Raw genomic sequence first — 16,256 nt, 5'->3', positions numbered from 1 at the left:
CCCATGGCAACGCTTGAGATCAACGACCTGCACGTCTCCGTCGAGACCGAGGGCGGCCCGAACGAGATCCTGCGCGGCGTCGACCTGACCGTGAAGCAGGGCGAGACGCACGCGATCATGGGCCCGAACGGTTCGGGCAAGTCCACGCTGGCGTACTCGCTGGCCGGCCACCCGAAGTACACCGTCACCGGCGGCTCCGTGAAGCTCGACGGCGAGGACGTCCTGGAGATGTCCGTCGACGAGCGCGCCCGCGCCGGCGTCTTCCTCGCCATGCAGTACCCGGTCGAGGTCCCCGGTGTCTCCGTCTCCAACTTCCTGCGCACCTCCGCCACCGCCGTCCGCGGTGAGGCCCCCAAGCTGCGGACCTGGGTCAAGGAGGTCAAGGAGGCCATGGAGCGGCTCTCCATCGACCCGAAGTTCGCCGAGCGCAACGTGAACGAGGGCTTCTCCGGCGGTGAGAAGAAGCGCCACGAGATCCTCCAGCTGGAGCTGCTCAAGCCGAAGATCGCGATCCTGGACGAGACCGACTCCGGCCTCGACGTGGACGCGCTGCGCGTGGTGTCCGAGGGCGTCAACCGGGTCCGCGAGACCGGCGAGGTCGGCACCCTGCTGATCACGCACTACACCCGTATCCTCCGCTACATCAAGCCCGACCACGTGCATGTGTTCGCCAAGGGCCGCATCGTCGAGTCCGGCGGCGCGGAGCTGGCCGACAAGCTGGAGGAAGAGGGCTACGAGCAGTACGTGAAGGGTGGTGCCACTGCGTGACACAGCTCCCGGGCCTGCTCGACACCGACGCGATCCGTAAGGACTTCCCCGTCCTGGACCGCCAGGTGCACGACGGGCGCAAACTCGTCTACCTGGACAACGCGGCGACCTCGCAGAAGCCGACCCAGGTACTCGACGCGCTGGCCGACTACTACGAGAAGCACAACGCCAACGTCCACCGCGGCGTGCACGTGCTGGCCGAGGAGGCCACGGCGCTGTACGAGGGCGCGCGCGACAAGGTCGCCGCGTTCGTCAACGCGCCCAGCCGCGACGAGGTGATCTTCACCAAGAACGCCTCGGAGTCGCTGAACCTGGTGGCGAACATGCTCGGCTGGGCCGACGAGCCCTACCGCGTCGAGCGGGACACCGAGATCGTCATCACGGAGATGGAGCACCACTCCAACATCGTCCCGTGGCAGCTGCTGTCGCAGCGCACCGGCGCGAAGCTGAAGTGGTTCGGCCTCACCGACGAGGGCCGGCTCGACCTGGCCGGGATCGAGGAGCTGATCACGGAGCGCACCAAGGTGGTCGCGCTCACGCTCGTCTCCAACATCATGGGCACCTTCAACCCCGTCGAGGACATCGTGCGGCGGGCGCAGGAGGTCGGCGCGCTGGTCGTGGTGGACGCCTCCCAGGCGGCCCCCCACATGCCGCTGGACGTGCAGGCCCTCCAGGCGGACTTCGTGGCCTTCACCGGGCACAAGATGTGCGGCCCCACCGGCATCGGCGTGCTGTGGGGACGCCAGGAGCTGCTCAACGACCTGCCGCCGTTCCTCGGCGGCGGGGAGATGATCGAGACCGTCACGATGCACGCGTCGACGTACGCTCCGGCTCCGCACAAGTTCGAGGCGGGCACTCCGCCGATCGCCCAGGCGGTCGGCCTCGGCGCGGCGGTGGACTACCTGACGTCGATCGGCATGGACCGCGTCCAGCAGCACGAGCACGCGCTGACGGAGTACGCCGTGCGCCGGCTGAAGGACATCCCCGACCTGCGGATCATCGGCCCCACCACGGCCGAGGACCGCGGCGCGACGATCTCCTTCACGCTCGGTGACATCCACCCGCACGACGTGGGCCAGGTGCTGGACGAGCAGGGCATCGCGATCCGTGTCGGCCACCACTGCGCACGCCCCGTCTGCCTGCGCTACGGAATTCCCGCGACGACACGAGCGTCGTTCTATCTGTACTCCACGCCCGCCGAGGTGGACGCCCTGGCGGACGGACTGGAACACGTTCGGAATTTCTTCGCATAGGGGCTGTCGGTGAAGCTGGACTCGATGTACCAGGACGTCATCCTGGACCACTACAAGAACCCGCACGGGCGCGGGCTGCGCGACGGCGATGCCGAAGTGCACCACGTCAACCCGACCTGCGGCGACGAGATCACCTTGCGGGTGCGCTACGACGGCGACAGGATCGAGGACGTGTCGTACGAGGGCCAGGGCTGTTCCATCAGCCAGGCCAGCGCCTCGGTGCTCAACGAGCTGCTGGTCGGCAAGGACCTGGCCGAGGCCCGCAGGATCCAGGAGAGCTTCCTGGAGCTGATGCAGTCCAAGGGCCAGCTGGAGCCGGACGACACCATGGAGGACCTGCTGGAGGACGCCGTGGCGTTCGCCGGGGTCTCGAAGTACCCGGCGCGGGTGAAGTGCGCCCTGCTGAGCTGGATGGCCTGGAAGGACGCGACGGCGCAGGCGTTCGGCGGGGCAGAGGCGACGGCGCAGGCGCCGGGCTCGACCGAAGCCGACTCGGCCAAGGAGAGGACCGCATGACCGAGATGACCACCAAGCCCGCGAGCGAGGACGAGGTCCGCGAGGCGATGATGGACGTCGTCGACCCCGAGCTGGGCATCGATGTCGTCAACCTCGGCCTGGTCTACGGCATCCACATCGACGACACGAACGTGGCGACGATCGACATGACGCTCACCTCGGCGGCCTGCCCGCTGACCGACGTCATCGAGGACCAGGCCCGTTCGGCCACCGAGGGCATCGTCAACGAGCTGAGGATCAACTGGGTCTGGATGCCGCCGTGGGGTCCCGACAAGATCACCGACGACGGCCGCGAGCAGCTGCGGGCCCTGGGCTTCAACGTCTGAGTCCCGCCTGCCGTCAGCCCTGCGCAACGGCCGCGCACCCACCGGGTGCGCGGCCGTTCGCGCGCCGCGGTCCGGCCGCCGCCCGTTGTGTACGCTCGTACGTATGGTCTATGTGACGCTCGCGGGCGCGATCCTCGCCGAGGTGCTGGGCACGACGGCGATGAAGTACAGCGACGGCTTCAGCAAACTGGTGCCCTCGCTGCTCACCGCCGCCGGATACGTCGTCGCCTTCCTGCTGCTCGCACACACCCTCAAGACCATGCCGGTGGGCACCGCCTACGCCATCTGGTCCGGCGCGGGGACGGCGGCCATCGCACTGATCGGGATGGTGTTCATCGGCGAGGCGGTCACCGCGCTGAAGCTCCTCGGCCTGCTGCTGGTGATCTGCGGCGTCGTCGTCCTCAACCTGGGAGGAGCCCACTGATGGGACGGCGGTACGACCCCGAGCGGCGGCAGCGCATCATCGACGCGGCCATCCGCATCGTGGAACTCAAGGGCATCGCGGCCCTCAGCCACCGCACGGTGGCCGCCGAGGCCGACGTCCCCCTGGGCTCGACGACCTACCACTTCGCGACCCTGGACGATCTCCTGCTGGCCGCCCTGGAACAGGTCAACTGCGAGCCGCAGACCGCCATCGAGGCGTGGGGCCGCGAACTGGCCGGGGGCGTGCCGCTGGCGGACGGGCTCACCCGGCTGCTGGAGGAGTACGCCTCGGGCGGCCGGGGCCGCATACGGCTGGAGTACGAGCTGTACCTGGCGGCGCTGCGCCGCCCCCTGCTCCAGCCGGTGGCCGCCGCCTGGCTGGACGACATGGTGCGGGCGCTGGCCCCCCACACCGCCGACCTGGCCACCGCCCGCGCCCTGGTCGCGCTCATCGACGGACTGCTGCTCCAGCTGCTGCTCACCGACCGGCCCTTCGACCGGGCGGAGGTCCGCGCCGCCCTCGCCAGGGTCCTCGGCGAGGGCGGTGACGGGGAGTGACCGCCCCGTGGACCGGTTCGTCATCCCGCACCGAATCCGGATAGCGTTCGAGACATGACCGAAGCACCCAACCCCAGCACCACCGGGGCCGTCGCCGCCGGCCTCGCCACCGTCGCGGCCGACGGAACCGTCCTGGACACCTGGTTCCCGCGGCCCGAGCTGACCGCCGAGCCCGGCCCGGCCGGGACCGAGCGGCTGAGCGCCGAGCGTGCCGCCGAGCTGCTCGGCCAGAGCGCGCCGAAGGCCCTCGGCGAGGACCCCCGCCGCGGGGTCGAGGTCGTGGCCGTCCGTACGGTCATCGCCGCCCTCGACGACAAGCCGCTGGACGCGCACGACGTCTACCTGCGGCTGCACCTGCTCAGCCACCGGCTGGTCAAGCCGCACGGCCTCAGCCTGGAGGGGCAGTTCGCCCACCTGGCCAACGTCGCCTGGACGAACATCGGCCCGGTGCCGGTGGACAGGGTCGAGGACGTCCGGCTGGCCGCCCGCGCCTCCGGCACCCAGCTGACGGTCACCAGCGTGGACAAGTTCCCCCGCATGACCGACTACGTCGTCCCCAAGGGCGTGCGCATCGGCGACGCCGACCGGGTCCGCCTCGGCGCGCACCTGGCCGAGGGCACCACCGTCATGCACGAGGGCTTCTGCAACTTCAACGCCGGCACGCTGGGCACCTCCATGGTGGAGGGCCGCATCAGCGCGGGTGTCGTCCTCGGTGACGGCACCGACCTGGGCGGCGGCGCCTCGATCATGGGCACCCTCTCCGGCGGCGGCAAGCAGATCGTCTCCGTCGGCGAGCGCTGCCTGATCGGCGCCGAGGCGGGCCTCGGCATCGCCCTGGGCGACGACTGCGTGATCGAGGCCGGGCTCTATGTGACCGCCGGTACGCGCGTCACCCTGCCCGACGGCAAGATCGTCAAGGCGCTGGAGCTGTCCGGCGCGAACAACCTGCTCTTCCGCCGCAACTCCGTCACCGGCACCGTCGAGGCACTCCAGCGCACCGGCTCCTGGGGCGGCCTCAACGAGGCGCTGCACAGTCACAACTGAGCTGCGATCGCGGAGGCTGTGTCACAGTCCGCGCACGCGCGTGCCCGCAGGCCCTAGGCTTGCGGGCATGCGTGATCTTGGGGCTGGGCTGCGGTACTTGGGACGAGGACAACGGTGGGTGCTCACCCACGGGCGGTGGTTCGGATTCGGACTCCTGCCCGCGCTGATCACCCTCGTCCTCTACGCCGCCGCCCTGACCGCGCTGGGCTTCTACGCCGACGACATCGCCGCCTGGGCCACACCCTTCGCCGACGACTGGGGCTCCACCGGCCGGATGCTCACCCGCGGCGTCTTCGCCGTCATGCTGTGGCTCGCCGTCCTCATGCTCGCGGTGGTGACCTTCGCCGCCGTCGCCCTGCTGATCGGGGAACCCTTCTACGAGAAGCTCTCGGAGAAGGTGGAGGAGAGCGAGGGCGGGACGAGCGGGGCCGTCGAACAGCCGCTGTGGCGCGAGGTGTGGACCGCGCTCACCGACAGCCTCTACGTCCTGAGCCGGACACTGCTGTTCACCGTCCCGCTGTTCTTCCTCGGCTTCGTCCCGGTGATCGGCCAGACCGTGGTGCCCGTGCTCGGGTTCTGCGTCTCCGGGTTCTTCCTCACCCTGGAGCTGACGTCCGTCGCCATGCAGCGCCGGGGGGTCCCGGTGCGGGAGCGGCTGCGCATGCTGCGCTCCCGCAAGGCCCTCGCCCTCGGGTTCGGGGTGCCCCTGACCCTCGCGTTCCTGGTGCCGCTGCTCGCCGTCCCCCTGATGCCCGGCGCCGTCGCCGGCGCCACCTTCCTGGTACGCGACCTGGATGGGGAGCGCCCGCACCCTGATGCGGGCGCCACCCCGCCGCCGTACCCCGCCCATGGCACCCAGGCGCCGCCCCCGCCCGCCTGGCACTGAGCTGTCACGGCACGCGCCCCTGCCCCAGGGCGGGTCGGCGGGTGGCGGGCGGGGCCCCGGTCCTGGTGCCCGTGAGGGCGGGCAGGCGGTGGCGGCGGGCAAGCGGCGCGGTTACCGGGGGAGGCGTACCACCGACGGGTCGTGGTCGCTGGTCTGGTCGGCGAACTCGGCGTTGATGTGGACGATGTCGTAGTCGGGGCGCCCGGCACCCGGGCTGGTGAGCAGGTGGTCCAGCGTCTGCGAGTTGCCGTTGAAGACGTAGCCGTAGCGCTCGTCGCCGGGCAGCTGGTTCATCGGGCTGGTGAGGGCGTGGCCCGAGCGCAGGGTCTTAAGGGTGGGGGAGAACGGGAAGTCGTTGAAGTCGCCGCCCGCGACGACGACGGCCCGGGAATCCACCGCCCGGATGTCCCGTACGAAGGCGTTCAGCAGCTTCGCCTGCTCGACGCGCTGCGGTTCCGAGTGCCTGGCCGGCGGCTGGAAGCGGCCCTCCATGGGCTGGTCCCCGTCCAGATCACCGCCGCCCTTGGAACTGAAGTGGTTGGCGACGACGAAGACCGTGCGGCCCCGGAAGCGGAACTCGCCCGCCAGCGGCTTGCGGCTGGCCTTCCACGCCGGGTCCTGGGACGCGATCCGCCCTGGCGAGGCGGACAGCGCTGGCTTGCCGCCCTTCTCGACGACCTTCACGGGAGTCGTCGAGTCGCCCCCGGGGCGGTCGGTGAAGGAGACCCGCTCGGGGTTGTAGAGGAAGGCGACACGGATGTTGCCGCCCGGCTGGCCGCCGTCGGCCTGGTCGACCGGGTCGATCTGGCGCCACGCGTAGGAGGGGCCGCCCGCCTTCTCGACGGCGTCGGTGAGCATGGTGAGCGTCTTGCGCGCGCCGACCGTGCCGTCGTCGTCGGGGCCGGTGTCGTCCTGGACCTCCTCGACGGTGACGATGTCGGGGGAGGAGAGGTTGCTGACCAGGCCCTCGGCCAGCCGCGCGAACTTGGCCGGGTCGGACCTGGGGGAGAGGTTCTCCACGTTGTAGGTGGCCACCGCCAGTTCGTCGCGGCGCTGCTTGCGGGTCCGCTCGCGCTCCAGGTGGTTGTCGCGGTGCGTGCCGAGTGTGGTGGCGCGCAGCGTGTAGCCGCCGAACTGCTCGTAGTCCAGCGGGCCTGCCGTGGTGCCGTCCAGTTCGTCGCCGACGTCGGCCTGCGGGAAGGGGTGCTCGTCCAGCGGGAGGAGCGAGGAGACCTTCATCCGGGCGCCGTTCTGGTCCTCGTAGCCGCCGTAGAGGGTGCCGCCGCGCGGGGTGGGGTTCTGGCCGGGGTCGGTGGTCACCCACAGGTCGTGGTAGCGGGAGGTGGGCCCGGTGACCCCCGCGTCGTGTACGGACACCCGCATGCCCTCCAGCGACTCGTACCGGTCCAGCGCGTACCGGCCGGGCCGCAGCGCGCGGTTCTCGATGCTGCCGCCCCCGGCGTCGGGCGCGTACGCCTCCGGTACGGAGCGCGGGGTGAGCCGGAAGGCGGCCGGGAGCCCGCCGCCGCGCCGGGTGCCGTCCGTCTTCCAGGACGCGCCGGTCAGTTCGGTGACCGACTGGCCGCCGGCCTCCTTTCCGCCGGGGTAGAACTCGGTGACCCGGCCGCTGACCCGCAGACCGTCCCCGACGGCGACACCGGGGCTCTCCTTGCCGGTGAACACGAAGAGGCCCTCGCTGGTGGCCGCGTTCCGGTCCGGGTGCGGGTCCTGGAGCCAGAAGCCGCGCGCCTGGCCGAAGTCCCGCACCCCGGTGACGACGCCGGGCACGTCGGTGACGCGCTCTCCGGCCAGGGGGGACAGCCGGGTCGTGCCCTGGATGTCGTGGATCCGGGGCGCGCGGGCCGTGGGGGAGGACGAGGCGGCCGGGGCCGCCGCCGAGGCGGGCAGGGCCGGCAGCGTGGCGCACACGGCGGCGACCACCAGGGCCGCGGCCCGGCCCGGCCGCCAGGAGGAGCGGGACGAGGGGTGGGACGAGGGACGGGGCCCGGGGTGGGAAGAGGAGCGGGACGGGGATCGGGACGGCACGAAGAGCCTCCGGAGGACGTTGTGGGGGACGTACGGAACGAAGGAGGGGCGGGGCGGCGTGCTGTTGTCGTACGGTCGCGCACTCGCTGGGCGCGCACAGGTGACGCTTGCGCACATGCGGCGCCTGTGCGCGTGTGACACCTGTGCGCAGGCGACGTGTGCACGTGTCGCGTGGCGCATGTCGCGTGTGCACGCACTGTGCGCGCATTCTTTACGCGCGTAAAGCATGGCGGGCGAACGGCAGTTGTCAAGGTCGTGACAGGTCGGGGGCGCGGGCTGTCACCAGGCCGTTAGGTGGCCGCTGCACGATTCGGGCACCCGGGTACAGAACCCGTCTACGCTGGGGTCCGCACCGTCCGGCGAACCCGTAGGACCCGTAGGAGATGAACCCCCACATGACCGGTGACGACCGTCCCACCCTGCCGCCCGTACGGCTGCCCTCCGATGCCGAACTGGCGCGGGACGCACTGGCCGCACCGCTCCTCTCACGCGCCGTGGAACTCACCCGCTGGGCGCGCGGGAGCGGGTCAGCGACGCGGGGGGTGCCGGTGGGAGCCGGCGGTGAACTCCTGTCCGAGCAGCTGAAGGAGGCCGCCGCACACCTGGGTCTGACCGGCGACGAGGAGGCTCCGGCCCTCGCCGCCGACGCCTGGAACTTCGCCGTCGACACGGGGCTGTTGACCGTGGAGGAGGACGACGCGGCGGACGGCGCCGGCCCGGACGCCGGCACCGACGGTCCGCCCAGCAGCGACGAGCCCGTCGGACTGGCCACCCCCGACGAGGAACTGGGCGGCCTCACCGGTGCCCCCGACGCGGCCATGCCGGGGCCCGCCGACATTCTCGACCTGTGGCAGAACGGCCTGGACACGGTCCTCGCGGACGCCGCGACCCCCAGTTTCGAGGAGCTGCTGGGCGGCATCGAGGGGGCCATCGGTGAGGACGGCCAGGTGGACCCGGACGCCCTCGACCTCGACGCCGTGGACTGGGACCCCGAGGAGGAGACCGCCGCGCTCGACAGCGCGCTCGGCAACCTCTACCTGCTCACGGCCACCGACCCCGCCGTGGCGGCCGGCTCCATGGTCCCCCTCCCCGTGCTGGCGGCGTCCATGATCGTCCCCGAGGGGATGGACGAGCCCACCGACGAGGTACTCGAAGAGGTCTCGACGGCGATGATGCGGCTGGACGAGCAGTTCCGCATGCTGGAGCCGACCGGTCTGGTCGAGTACCAGCCGGTGGACGAGGCCCTCACCCAGGAGGCCGACGAGACCGGCGAGTCCGGCGAGGCCGATGCCTTCGGAGAGGGGCGCCGGACGCCGGGCGGCGAGCAGCCGGGCGCGGACCTCGGCGGCCTCGGCGAACACGGTGACCTCGGCGAACTCGGTGAACTCGGTGAACTCGGTGAACTCGGTGAACTCGGTGAACTCGGCGAGGAGGACGTCTCCCGGTACGGCATGGTGCGGCTCACCCCGCTGGGGTTGCACGGTGTCCGGGAACGGATGCGGCAGGCCGGCATGGACGTCCCCGCGGTGGGCGACCTCGCCGGCGCCGCGGCGGACCGGTTGCTGGCCGCCCTGCCCGTCTACACGGAGGACAACGCGCGCAGCGAGATCGAGGGCTGGTTCGCCGCCCGGGGCGACGGCGGCACGCCGGCCGCGGCCCGCGAACTCCTGGCGGCGGCGCGCGGCAGCGACGAGGAGGCACCGGTGCGCCGCCTCGCCTGCCAGCAGGCCCTCTCCCTGGCCGGCCCCGACGCCGAGCCCGCGCTGCGCGAGGTGCTCGACGACCGGCAACTGGGCGGGCTGGCCCGGGTCTGGCTCGCGGAGCGCGGTGCGGCCGAGGTGCCCCAGCCCGACGAGGAGATGGTCTTCTGGCTGACCATCGACACCATCGCCGCCCAGGTCGCGACCGCGGGCGAGCCCGAGGAACTCCGCGAACTGGTGCGGGACCTGGTCGACCAGCACACGGGGTTCTTCGACAAGGCGTGGCGGGTCGACCACCCCGCCACCGGGGACGTGCTGGAGACCATGGGCCGGGTGCATCCCGACAAGCACGTCGCGAAGGCAGCCCGCAAGGCCGCCTTCAAGGCCCGCTCCCGCTGACGGCCGCCGGGCCGACGAGGCCCGCCTGCCGCCCTGAGGACCGACCGCGCCGGTCGAGCCGTCGGCGCGGGTCGAGGCCCGCCTGCCGCTGAGGGCCGTCCGGTCGAGGAGGCCCGGTCCCTTCCCACGGAGTCAGTGGGGGAGGGACCGGGCCTTTCCGTTTCCGCCCGGGCGTGCGGTGTCGAACGAGCAGCGGCGGGCCCCTCCGGTGGCGGAGGCGGAGCCGCGCTCGTGCGCCTCCCCGGCCGCCTCGGCGCCGTGGGCGCACTCCTGGGCGAGGCCCGCCGGTTCGGGCAGGGCCCTCTGGGCGTGCAGCGACGCCAGGACGGCCCTCAGGCTGATCTGGGGGAACCGGTCGAGCCGGGCGGCCGGCTCTGTTGCGGACCTCGCGTCTCATCTTCTGTCTCGCGAAGCGAGATGCGGCCGTACGAAACCAGCCACGTGCTTTACCGTTGCCTTCATGTCCGGACCCGCGTGCCTGCTGGCACTCGCGCTCACGCTCTTCGCGGCCACCGCGTGGAGCGTGGACGACGCGCTCTGTCGCCGCTTCCGCCGCTGACGGCGCACGCGCACCCCGGCCTTTTCGCGCGCGTCCAGGACGCGTCTCGGTCCGTGAGACGGCGCCGTCTCCGCCCCGCTCTCCCGGGCCTCCCGTCGCTCGGCCCCAGTGGCTCCCCTCCCGCTCACCCCTCCCCGCCTTCGCACGGAGACTGTTGTGACAACCGCTTCCCCGCCCTCTCCCCGCCAGGCTCCTTCCCGTTCGGTGCTGCCCGGTCCCGCGCCGACCCGGCTGCCCGCGCCCGAGGCGCCCGCCGCGCCCGCCGTGCGGTGGGTGCCGCTCGGTGTCGCGCTGGTGATCGGGCTGGCGCTGACCGGTTACGTGTGGTCCGCGCACGGCACCAAGCCGGGCGTCCTGCTCCTGCTCGGTATCGGCCTGGGCGTCGGCCTCTTCCACTCGCGCTTCGGGTTCACCTCGGCCTGGCGGCAGCTGATAGCCGTCGGGAACGGCACCGGGCTGCGGGCACACGCGCTGCTGCTCGGCACGACGGCCACCCTGTTCGCCCTGGTCATCGGAACCGGCACGGGACTGTTCGGTTCGGCGCCCGCACCCAGCGCCGGGCCGATCGGGATCGGGCTGCTGCTGGGCGCCTTCCTCTTCGCCGTCGGAATGCAGCTCGGCGGCGCCTGCGCCTCCGGGACCCTGTTCGCCGTCGGCTCGGGCCAGAGCACGATCGTGCTGACGCTGGGCGGCTTCGTCGTCGGCTCGACCCTCGCCGCCTGGCAGTACGGCCTCTGGAGCGATCTGCCGGCCTTCGACCCGGTGCTCTTCTCCGACCACCTGGGCTGGGGCGGGTCGCTGGCGGTGACGCTGGCGCTGCTCGCGCTCGTGGTGCTGGTCTCGCGCCGGGTCCAGGCCCGGCGCACTCCGCCGCCGGTCGGCGTGCCGCCGTCGGCGCGCGGCACGCTGGCGCGCGTGGTGCGCGGCTCGTGGCCGCTGGCCGTCGGCGCCCTGGTGCTGGCCGTACTGGGTGCCGCCGTGCTGCTCGTGTCGGGTGGCGCCTGGGGTGTGACCAGCGCGTTCGCGCTGTGGGGGTCCAAGATCGTAGCGGCGCTGGGCGGCTCGCCCGAGAGCTGGGCGTACTGGAAGCAGCCCGGCAACGCCGAGGCGCTGTCCGGCCCGGTGCTGGCCGACAAGACCAGCCTCACCGATCTCGGCATCATGATCGGCGCCGCCGTCGCCGCGGCGGCCGGCGGCGTGTGGACGCTGCACAAGGGCGTCGCCTGGCGGACCGCCGGCGCGGCCGTGCTCGGCGGCATCCTGATGGGGATCGGGGCACGGCTGGCGGGCGGCTGCAACATCGGCGCGTACCTCGCCGGTATCGCGTCCGGTAGTCTGCACGGCTGGCTGTGGGGCGCCGTCGCGCTCGCCGGCACCTGGGTGGGTCTGCGGCTGCGGCCGTACGCCGGGCTCGCCAACCCGAAGCCGGACGACGGCGTCTGCTGAGCGGCCGAGGCGCGGCCGGGCCTCGGCCGCCGGGTCCGCGGGGGCGGGCCTGGTCAGCTTCGTCGTCGTCCGCGGGGGCGGGCGCCCGGTCTCAGCTTCGTCGTCGTCCGGGGGCGGGTTCGGCCGGGTCCGGCGTCGGCCGCCGGGCTCGTGGTGTCCCGGGCGTCCTGGGCGCCCGCGGTGTTGTGGGCGCCCGGGGGGGCATGGCGGTCCGGAGCCGACCGGGGTGCCCCTGGCGCCTTCACCGGACCGGCACGTCCGCTGTGTGCCGGTTCGCGTGTGTGATGCGGCGAGTCCGGCAACCCGGTTCCGGGATCCGCTCGGGCCTTTCCGTACGATCGAGCAGATCCAGCCTTTCGGCCATACGGAACAAAGGGTGTGAATGCCGACGTGACAGAGAGCCCCAAGCGACAACCGGGGGGCAAGGCGGCGGCCCGGCACGTACCCCAAGCGGTCGCCGAGCTGCCACGCCAGGTGCGCGACGAACTGGTGCGCAGGCTGCGCCGCAAAGGCAGGCCGTTCACCAAGGACGACGTGCAGGTCGTCGAGGAGCCGATGCTGAAGCGGGCGGTGACCGCCTCGGCGCTCGGCAACTGCATGGAGTGGTTCGACTTCGGCGTCTACAGCTACCTGGCCGCCACCATCGGCAAGGTCTTCTACCCGGGGGCCTCGGACGCGGCACAGCTGCTGGCCTCGTTCGCGACCTTCGCCGCGGCGTTCGTCGTCCGCCCGCTGGGCGGGCTCTTCTTCGGGCCGCTCGGCGACAAGCTGGGGCGGCAGAAGGTGCTCGCCGCGACGATGATCCTGATGGCGTTCGGCACCTTCCTGATCGGCTTCATCCCCAGCTACGCCACCATCGGTATCGCGGCGCCCATCCTGCTGCTCGTCGCGCGGATGCTCCAGGGCTTCTCCACCGGCGGCGAGTACGGCGGCGCCACCACCTTCATCGCGGAGTTCTCCCCCGACCGCAGGCGCGGCTTCCTCGGCAGCTGGCTCGACTTCGGCACGTTCGTCGGCTACGCGCTCGGATCGGCCCTCGTCACGCTGCTCAACTTGGCGCTGACCGACGCCCAGATGCTTTCCTGGGGCTGGCGCGTCCCCTTCCTGATCGCGGGTCCGCTGGGCCTGATCGGCCTCTACATGCGGCTCAAACTGGAGGAGTCCCCCGCCTTCCAGCAGCAGTTGGACGAGCACGACCAGAAGCTGGCGGAGCGGGAGACCAACCGGCACGAGTTCCGCACCATCCTGCGCAAGCACTGGGAGCCGCTGCTGATCTGCGTCGGCCTGGTGCTGCTCTACAACGTGACCAACTACATGGTCACCGGCTATCTGCCGACCTACCAGACCGAGGTGCTGGACAGGCCGGGGACCACCTCCGACGTACTGGTGCTGGTCGGCATGGTCTGGGTGGTCGTGCTGATCACCTTCATGGGGCGGCTGAGCGACCGCGTCGGCCGCCGCCCGGTCTACCGCTGGGCGGCGATCGGCCAGATCGTGCTGGCCGTGCCGTCCTTCATGCTGATCCGCTCCGACGGCTGGGTGCTGCCCGCCCTCGGCGTGCTCGTCCTGGCCACGCTGCTCGCCGGGTTCGCCGCACCCTCCGCCGCGACGCTGCCCGCGCTCTTCCCCACGAGCGTGCGGTACGCGGCCATGGGGATCGGCTTCAACTTCTCCGTCGCCGCGTTCGGCGGCACCACGCCGCTGATCACCGAGGGCCTGGTCAGCGCCACGGGCACCAATCTGCTGCCCGGCGTCTATCTGATCGCCAGCGGTCTGATCGGCCTGCTCGCCGTCCGCTTCATGCCCGAGAGCGCGGGGGTCCCGCTGCACGGCTCGCAGCCCATGGTCAGCACCGAGGAGGAGGCCAGGGAGCTGATCTCCACCAGCCGGGAGCTGGAGACGTTCAGCCGGCGCTAGGCGGCCTGTGCGGTCCGCCGCCGGTCTCCGTCCCCGTCGCCTTCTTTGTCTTCGCCGCGGGGACGGAACGGCGGTCCCACAGGGCCGCCCCGAGAACCGCGAGGGTGCCCACGGCGAGGGGCGCCAGGACGAGGACGAGCGGGCCGGCCGTGGCCGCGCCCCGCCGGTGCGGTGCGGTGTCCCACATCAGCTTGCAGCTCCCGGCCATCGTCAGCCCCAGGCAGAACCCGAGGAAGAGCTGCGCCTTGGCGATGCGCCGCGCGCCCTCCCGGGTGCTCGGCCGGTTGACGAGGCCGAAGGCGCGCCGACCGGGTCCCAGCTCGGACGCCGGCGTCACCCGCAGGGTGGCGTACGCCGTCCCGGCCACCAGGGCGAGCGCCCCCGCGTGCACCAGGACGGGCAGGAAGACGCTGCCGACGGACTTGTCCGCGTACGCGTCCACACCGTCGCTGCCGAAGTGCTGTGGCACCTGAGGGGGAAGGCGGGGATAGACGACGATGCCCCACGCCACGAGCCCCGCCAGCGTCAGCAGCCCGGGCACCAGCCATACCCAGGGGAACGCCGTCCCCCGCGGACCCCGGCCCCCGTTCCCGTCCCCCTGGCCGCACGTGTCGTTCCCGCAGGTGTGGTTCCCACACGTGCGGTTCCCGCAGGTGTCCATCCCGCGCCTGTCGTGCCCGTGCCGTCCGTTCCCGGCTCCGTCCCGGCGCACGTCGTCCCCTCCCTTCGCCGCCCGGGCTCTCCTCATCCGCCCGGCGGTACCGTCCTCACTCCGCCTCGCGTCCCCAGACCAGGTGATTCCCGCCGCGCCAGTCGATGATCGCGTCGTCGTAGAGGTCGATCGTCGCGACGTCCAGGCCCGTACGGCCGAGATACTCGATCAGGTCCGTCAGACCGTACGCGGTCCCCAGCGTCTCACCGTGCGACGTGACACGGCGGCCGCCTTCCGGGGAGGGAGGGTGGACGACTATGAGCGAACTCATACTTCCAGGTTGCGTCAGGCGCGATCGTGACGCACATCGGTTCTCCGGCCCCGACGCGGGTGCCCGGCCCGCTGCCCGTCGGCCGCTCCCGCCCGGTCCAGCGCCTGCTCGGCCAGCGCGCGTGCGGCGGCGACCGGGTCGTCGACGACACCGAGCCCGTGCAGCACCGTGGCGCCCTCGTGCAGCAGCGTCAGCTCGTCGGCCAGCCGTCCGGGATCGGCCGCGTCCGCGGCCACGCACAGCTCGTACAGATAGCCACGCAGCCAGTGCTTCTGCTCGGTGATCACGCGCCGCCCCGGGTGCGAGGGATCGGGCAGCTCGGCGGCGGCGTTGACGAAGCCGCAGCCCCGCGCGTTGTTGCGCCGGGTCCACTCGGCGAGCGCGTCGAAGGTCGCCAGCATTTTCCCGCGCGGTCCGGCGGGTGCCTCCCCTCCGTCCACCCAGGAGGTCAGCCAGGACCGCCAGCGGCGGTCGCGCTCACTAAGGTACGCGGCGATCAGCGCGTCCTTGCCGCCGAACCGGTCGTAGAGGGTCTTCTTGGTGGTCCCCGCCTCCCTGGCGATCAGGTCCACACCCACGGCTGTGATGCCGCGCTCGTAGAAGAGGGCGCTCGCCGCGTCCAGGATCTTGCGGGCCCCCGGAGTCAGCCCGTCGGGCCCGGCCGTTCCCGTCTCCACCGCTCACCGGCTCCTTCCCATCCCCTGGTCCACCCCACCGCGCCCACGCGCGGCGGTAAACCGTCCTGTCTACTGCACTGTACGTCGCCCGGCGGGCCCGGCGCCGGTTGCCCGGTGCCTGCCCGGCAGTACCGGTGCGCGCCCGGCCGCGGCGGAACCGGTCCCTCGGCAAAGGAACCGCAAAGCACGGCCGGTCGTTACCTTCGGCATGACCGCAATGACTCCCGGCTCCAACCTGCCGCTGACCGCACAGCGCGTGGCGGTGGACGTGACCGCACCCACCAAGCTCGATGTCTCGGCCCTGCTGCTGAGCACGGACGGCAAGGTGCGCTCGGACGACGACTTCGTCTTCTACAACCAGCCGACCGCGCCCGGCGTGACGCACAGCAGCGGTGCCGCTGACACCATCACCGTGGAGACCGGGTCCGTTCCCGCCGAGATCGACAAGGTCGTCGTCACCGCGAGCCTCGACACCCCCGGTGCCACCTTCGCGGGGACGGAGCCGACGGCCACGGTCCGCGACGCGGCGAGCGGTGCCGTGCTCGCCACCTTCACCCCGCCGCGGCTGGGTGCCGAGACGGCGCTGCTGGTGGTGGAGATCTACCGCAGGAACGGCGCCTGGAAGGTACGGGCCGTCGGGCAGGGGTATGCGAACGGACTGGGCGGGATCGCCTCCGACTTCGGGGTGAACGTCGAGGAGCCCGCCGCCTCGCCGGCCACCCCCGCCGCACCGGCCACCCCCGCCGCGCCGGCCG

The 16,256-nt window shown here is 72.3% G+C and carries 16 protein-coding genes; 12 read left to right on the top strand and 4 right to left on the bottom strand.

The window, feature by feature from the left end; translation table 11 throughout:
* Positions 1-3: 3 nt before the first annotated feature.
* The 8 genes from sufC (at position 4) to FM076_RS07045 (ending at position 5,774) form a co-directional block, all read left to right on the top strand.
* The gene (gene sufC / locus FM076_RS07080) at positions 4-768 is read left to right on the top strand and encodes a Fe-S cluster assembly ATPase SufC (protein WP_173869070.1); all 765 of its coding nucleotides are present in this window, start codon (positions 4-6) and stop codon (positions 766-768) included.
* The gene (locus FM076_RS07075) at positions 765-2,021 is read left to right on the top strand and encodes a SufS family cysteine desulfurase (RefSeq protein ID WP_173869068.1); all 1,257 of its coding nucleotides are present in this window, start codon (positions 765-767) and stop codon (positions 2,019-2,021) included. Before sufC ends, FM076_RS07075 begins: the two co-directional genes overlap by 4 nt.
* A gap of 9 nt (positions 2,022-2,030) precedes the next feature.
* Positions 2,031-2,537, top strand: a complete 507-nt coding sequence (sufU, locus tag FM076_RS07070; RefSeq protein WP_173869066.1) for a Fe-S cluster assembly sulfur transfer protein SufU — start codon at positions 2,031-2,033, stop codon at positions 2,535-2,537.
* Positions 2,534-2,863 (top strand): metal-sulfur cluster assembly factor, encoded by a 330-nt coding sequence (locus tag FM076_RS07065; RefSeq protein WP_173869065.1) that lies wholly within the window; start codon positions 2,534-2,536, stop codon positions 2,861-2,863. The genes sufU and FM076_RS07065 overlap by 4 nt, the downstream gene beginning before the upstream one ends.
* 103 nt (positions 2,864-2,966) lie before the next feature.
* Positions 2,967-3,287: a DMT family transporter gene (locus tag FM076_RS07060; RefSeq protein ID WP_173869063.1), complete on the top strand. Its 321-nt coding sequence runs from the start codon at positions 2,967-2,969 to the stop codon at positions 3,285-3,287.
* Positions 3,287-3,844, top strand: coding sequence for a TetR/AcrR family transcriptional regulator (locus FM076_RS07055; protein ID WP_173869062.1), 558 nt, complete (start codon positions 3,287-3,289; stop codon positions 3,842-3,844). Before FM076_RS07060 ends, FM076_RS07055 begins: the two co-directional genes overlap by 1 nt.
* 54 nt (positions 3,845-3,898) lie before the next feature.
* Positions 3,899-4,888 (top strand): 2,3,4,5-tetrahydropyridine-2,6-dicarboxylate N-succinyltransferase, encoded by a 990-nt coding sequence (dapD, locus tag FM076_RS07050; RefSeq protein ID WP_173869060.1) that lies wholly within the window; start codon positions 3,899-3,901, stop codon positions 4,886-4,888.
* 67 nt (positions 4,889-4,955) lie between these two features.
* On the top strand, positions 4,956-5,774 hold the full coding sequence (locus tag FM076_RS07045) for an EI24 domain-containing protein (RefSeq protein WP_173869059.1): 819 nt from the start codon (positions 4,956-4,958) through the stop codon (positions 5,772-5,774).
* A gap of 111 nt (positions 5,775-5,885) precedes the next feature.
* Here FM076_RS07045 and FM076_RS07040 read toward each other — a convergent pair whose 3' ends face one another.
* Positions 5,886-7,820: an endonuclease/exonuclease/phosphatase family protein gene (locus tag FM076_RS07040; RefSeq protein WP_428814715.1), complete on the bottom strand. Its 1,935-nt coding sequence runs from the start codon at positions 7,818-7,820 to the stop codon at positions 5,886-5,888.
* A gap of 395 nt (positions 7,821-8,215) precedes the next feature.
* On the opposite strand from FM076_RS07040, the gene FM076_RS07035 reads away from it, so the two are divergent.
* From FM076_RS07035 to FM076_RS07025, 3 genes are all read left to right on the top strand, one after another.
* Positions 8,216-9,919 (top strand): hypothetical protein, encoded by a 1,704-nt coding sequence (locus FM076_RS07035; RefSeq protein ID WP_173869057.1) that lies wholly within the window; start codon positions 8,216-8,218, stop codon positions 9,917-9,919.
* Between the two features lie 715 nt (positions 9,920-10,634).
* The gene (locus FM076_RS07030) at positions 10,635-11,924 is read left to right on the top strand and encodes a YeeE/YedE thiosulfate transporter family protein (protein WP_173869056.1); all 1,290 of its coding nucleotides are present in this window, start codon (positions 10,635-10,637) and stop codon (positions 11,922-11,924) included.
* A gap of 390 nt (positions 11,925-12,314) precedes the next feature.
* A complete protein-coding gene (locus FM076_RS07025) occupies positions 12,315-13,841 on the top strand; it encodes an MFS transporter (protein ID WP_173869055.1) in 1,527 nt (508 codons plus the stop codon).
* Here the strand turns inward: FM076_RS07025 and FM076_RS07020 are convergent.
* From FM076_RS07020 to FM076_RS07010, 3 genes are all read right to left on the bottom strand, one after another.
* Complete coding sequence (locus FM076_RS07020; protein ID WP_345944911.1) at positions 13,828-14,382, bottom strand: DUF1648 domain-containing protein; 555 nt, start codon at positions 14,380-14,382, stop codon at positions 13,828-13,830. The two genes, FM076_RS07025 and FM076_RS07020, sit on opposite strands and share 14 nt — an antisense overlap.
* Positions 14,383-14,608: 226 nt before the next feature.
* Positions 14,609-14,824, bottom strand: a complete 216-nt coding sequence (locus FM076_RS07015) for a hypothetical protein (RefSeq protein WP_173869054.1) — start codon at positions 14,822-14,824, stop codon at positions 14,609-14,611.
* A gap of 14 nt (positions 14,825-14,838) precedes the next feature.
* Positions 14,839-15,501 carry a TetR family transcriptional regulator gene (locus FM076_RS07010; protein WP_173869053.1) on the bottom strand — a complete coding sequence of 221 codons (663 nt, stop codon included), beginning with the start codon at positions 15,499-15,501 and terminating at the stop codon, positions 14,839-14,841.
* 217 nt (positions 15,502-15,718) lie between these two features.
* On the opposite strand from FM076_RS07010, the gene FM076_RS07005 reads away from it, so the two are divergent.
* Positions 15,719-16,256 (top strand): TerD family protein (locus FM076_RS07005; protein WP_173874554.1); only part of this gene is annotated, 538 nt, incomplete at its 3' end.

Origin of the sequence: Streptomyces albus subsp. chlorinus, assembly GCF_013302895.1 — a bacterium.
GTDB classification, from domain to species: Bacteria; Actinomycetota; Actinomycetes; order Streptomycetales; family Streptomycetaceae; genus Streptomyces; species Streptomyces chlorinus.
Note: the sequence above shows the minus strand (reverse complement) of the source record. Positions and strands in the feature narration are given on the sequence as shown.

What these genes read in the sequence shown, in the direction of transcription:
- sufC (WP_173869070.1), top strand. Translation starts at nt 4, where the DNA reads ATGGCAACGCTTGAGATCAACGACCTGCACGTCTCCGTCGAGACCGAG.
- FM076_RS07065 (WP_173869065.1), top strand. Translation starts at nt 2,534, where the DNA reads ATGACCGAGATGACCACCAAGCCCGCGAGCGAGGACGAGGTCCGCGAG.
- FM076_RS07060 (WP_173869063.1), top strand. Translation starts at nt 2,967, where the DNA reads ATGGTCTATGTGACGCTCGCGGGCGCGATCCTCGCCGAGGTGCTGGGC.
- FM076_RS07055 (WP_173869062.1), top strand. Translation starts at nt 3,287, where the DNA reads ATGGGACGGCGGTACGACCCCGAGCGGCGGCAGCGCATCATCGACGCG.
- dapD (WP_173869060.1), top strand. Translation starts at nt 3,899, where the DNA reads ATGACCGAAGCACCCAACCCCAGCACCACCGGGGCCGTCGCCGCCGGC.
- FM076_RS07045 (WP_173869059.1), top strand. Translation starts at nt 4,956, where the DNA reads ATGCGTGATCTTGGGGCTGGGCTGCGGTACTTGGGACGAGGACAACGG.
- FM076_RS07035 (WP_173869057.1), top strand. Translation starts at nt 8,216, where the DNA reads ATGACCGGTGACGACCGTCCCACCCTGCCGCCCGTACGGCTGCCCTCC.
- FM076_RS07015 (WP_173869054.1), bottom strand. Translation starts at nt 14,824, where the DNA reads ATGAGTTCGCTCATAGTCGTCCACCCTCCCTCCCCGGAAGGCGGCCGC.